The 3,329-nt window shown below is 63.4% G+C and carries 1 protein-coding gene and 1 pseudogene; both read right to left on the bottom strand.

Features of this window, described 5'->3' with window-relative positions; all coding sequences use genetic code 11:
• Positions 1-4: 4 nt before the first annotated feature.
• Complete coding sequence (locus B7X49_RS18390; RefSeq protein WP_286840590.1) at positions 5-2,140, bottom strand: ParB/RepB/Spo0J family partition protein; 2,136 nt, start codon at positions 2,138-2,140, stop codon at positions 5-7.
• A gap of 157 nt (positions 2,141-2,297) precedes the next feature.
• A pseudogene (locus B7X49_RS18385) lies at positions 2,298-3,230 on the bottom strand (DUF932 domain-containing protein); the annotation flags it as partial.
• Between the last annotated feature and the right edge of the window lie 99 nt (positions 3,231-3,329).

Genomic DNA, 3,329 nt, shown 5'->3' with positions numbered 1-3,329 from the left:
GGGATCACTCCGCCGCGATCTCGTGCGGCTCGAGCTGTGCTTCGTCTTCAGCGGATGGAAGATCGGCAGCCTCAACCGCCTCGTCTGCCACATCCGCGCTGGCATCGGCGGCGACGGCACTATGCGTGGCTTCTGCCGCAGAATCTGTCGGCATCGTCATGGTCGCCACGCCCTTCGTCCGCAGCACCTCGGGCAGCCACCCACAGCCCGCCAGCGCCTGCGCCGCGGCCTCGGCCATGTCGCCCTTCTTCAGCCCTTCAAGCCGCTGAGCTGCCTGCGCGCCCTTGGCTTCCCGCACGGCCTCGAGAATGCGCGCCTTCGTCACCCGGCCGAGATAATTCTCCGCCGTCGGCACCCACCCAGCAGCTACCAGATCAAGCGCCAGAATTTCCGCCAGCCGCCCGGCATGCGCCAGCGCCCGGGGACGGCGGTTATAGGCGTCATGCGTGGCGTTCAGCGTCAGCGCTACGCAGTGGGCGAACAAGGCCTCGCGGCTATCCGTATCGAGATTGGCGAGAGCATCCCAGAGTTCAGCACTATCTTCGGGCAATTGTGCTGCCCAAACCTCGTGCCGCGCATCAACCCGTGCCGCCAAGGGCGTATCAGCCAGGCCCGGCGCCTGCGCGCCGAACATCACGCTCTTCGCCTCAATCTCAAGGCAAGATTCGGCGCCGTAGCGGTAGAATAGCCGCAAGCACAGCGCATGCAGTAGGGCGAGATAAGCAATGCCGGGCTCATGGCCCAGCGCTTCACGCAGCGCCAGCGTGCGATAGGCCGTCAGCTCGGTCAACAGCCGGTCGGGCAAAGGCTTGATGCCGTCTTCTTCCTCCGGCTCCGGCTCGGCCGCATCACCGACATGCGCGACGATGATGCGGCTTTCCGGCATGGCGGGATCGCTATCATCATCTGCGATACCACTCCCCTCGCCCGCCAATGCAGCCTCATCGGCCTCCTCAACCACCAGCGGCTCATCTTCGGGGCGGACATAGCCGCGTTCCACCCGCAGCCCGCCATTACCATCGATGCTGACAAACACACCCGCCATGGCAATCTCGGCAGGGTCATACACCGGCGGGCGATGGGTCAAAGCATCGATCTCCGCCTCGATCTCACCAAGCCGCTGATCGGCATCATCGGAGACCTCATCCGCCGCGGCGGCTTCTTCCTCGAGTTGCTCGGCCTCGGCCCGTAACGCCTCAACCTGAGCGATTTCCTCATCGCTCAGCGGGCGCCGCGTGCCCGCAATCCGACGCAGGCCATAGCTGTGACCGTATGGGAACTCAGGTGCCATTTCGACCCATTTCCAGCCCTCGGCGCGGATCGCATTGGCATCGCGCTCCAACTTTTCCGCCACTACGCGCGCCAGCATTCCGGCATCCTGCAGCCAGCCGCCATCATCCTGCTGGAACAGATCGCGCATGATGGCCCCACCCGCCGCTACGTAGTCCTCGCCGGCATATTGCGCCCGCTTGTCCGAGGCGCGCACCGCCCCTTCCGTCAGCATCCGGCGGATCTGATAGGACTCTTTCTTATAGGAGCGCTGGATCGCCTCCCACACCTGCTCCTGGCGCTCATGGTCCGGGCTGACCGAAAACGCCATCAGCTGGTCGAGCGTCATCTCGTCCTCGGCATACACTTCCAGCAACCGGGGTGAGACGGCGGCGAGGCGCAGCCGCTGCTTCACCACGGAAACCGCGACAAAAAACACCGCCGCAATTTCCTCCTCGCTCTGCCCCTTCTCGCGCAGCGTCTGAAACGCCCGGAACTGATCCAGCGGATGCAGCGGTGCCCGCTGCACATTCTCCGCCAGGCTGTCCTCTTCGGCGATGCCTTCGGTGCGGACGACACAGGGAATCGGCGCGGTCTTGGCGAGGCGCTGTAGCCGCACCAGCAATTCCAGCGCCCGGTAGCGCCGCCCATCGGCGGGGATTTCGAACATGCCGGTCTCGGCGCCTTTGTCATCGAGCACCGGGCGCACGGTGATGCTTTGCAGCAGTGTGCGCCGGGCGATATCCGCCGCCAGCTCCTCGATCGAGACACCGGCCTTGACCCGCCGGACATTGGATTGCGAGAGCAAAAGCCGATCGAACGGGATATCGCGCGAGGCGCTGAGCGTGATTTTTTGAATGGTTTTGGCCATGGGGAAAACTCCATGACGGGCGGCCTGGAGCCACTCTCCTGGCCTGTCACCCGTCACGAATTTCTCAGCCGCCCTCTGACTCTCTGCCCCGCCCCATGAAAAAAGCCGTGGACCAAAACCGGCCCACGGCAAACATAACCGAAGAACAACGCGCCCGTTACGCCGCCCGCTCCAGCAGCAGCTTCGCTTTGCCCTCCAGTTCCAGCCTGGCATCCTGATGTGGCTTGCTGCGCGCCAGCGCAGTGATGCCCTGCACAAAATCGAAAACGCTCTCGGGCGGATGACCTTCCTCTTCCAGCACGGTGGCAATAACCTTCGCCGTCTCGCCCTTGCTGAAGCCGCGCTTACGCAGAAAACTCTCGCGTTGATCGTCCTGGCGCGCGACAATCTGTTCCCGCGCCGCCTTGATCCCCGCCACGAACGGCGCAGGCGAGGAGTTTGCGAAACGCCGCAGCGCAGGCGCCGCTTCATGCGCAAAACGCTGGGTGGCGAATTTGCTGTGGCGAATACTGATCTCTTGGAAATCCTCGGCACCCCAGATGTTCCGGTTGGCGCACACCGCACGCAGATAAAACGAGGCGATGCCCAATGTCTTCGAGCCAACCTCGGAATTCCAGCAATAGAACCCGCGAAAATACAGATCGGGTTCACCATTGGGCAAGCGCCCCGCCTCGATCGGATGCGTATCGTCGACCAGGAACAAAAACACGTCCCGGTCGCTGGCATAAAGCGTGGTCGTCTCCTTCGTCACATCCACATAGGGGTTGTGGGTCATGGTCGCCCAGTCCAGCACGCCCGGCACTTTCCAATTCGTCTCACCCGTACCGTTGCCCGCAATCCGCATCACCGCCGCTACCAATTCATGGTCCCATATCCGCCCGTAATCTGGGCCGGTCACGGCACGCAGTTCCACCCGCCCATCGTCGGTCTCCAGCGTCTTCACCAACTCGGCGCGATGATTGAGCAGCCCGTGCTGCAGATTGATCCCCGCCAGCGGCGCGGACAGCTCGCGCAAATATCCGGCCGGCGCCCCCACCAGCCCGCATAACTGCCCAAAACTCCAATGGGTCGGCGCCACCGGCCGCTCCTGTCTGCGCGTTCCGGTGGATCGCGATCACTGATTCCGTTTGATCGCGATCATCGATTCCGGTGGATCGCGATCATGGATTCCGTTTGATTGCGATCATCG

Source organism: Acidiphilium sp. 34-64-41 (genome assembly GCF_002282635.1).
Classification (GTDB): Bacteria; Pseudomonadota; Alphaproteobacteria; order Acetobacterales; family Acetobacteraceae; genus Acidiphilium; species Acidiphilium rubrum.
The sequence above is the reverse complement of the archived record's forward strand: the minus strand, read 5'-3'. Positions and strand labels throughout refer to the sequence as shown.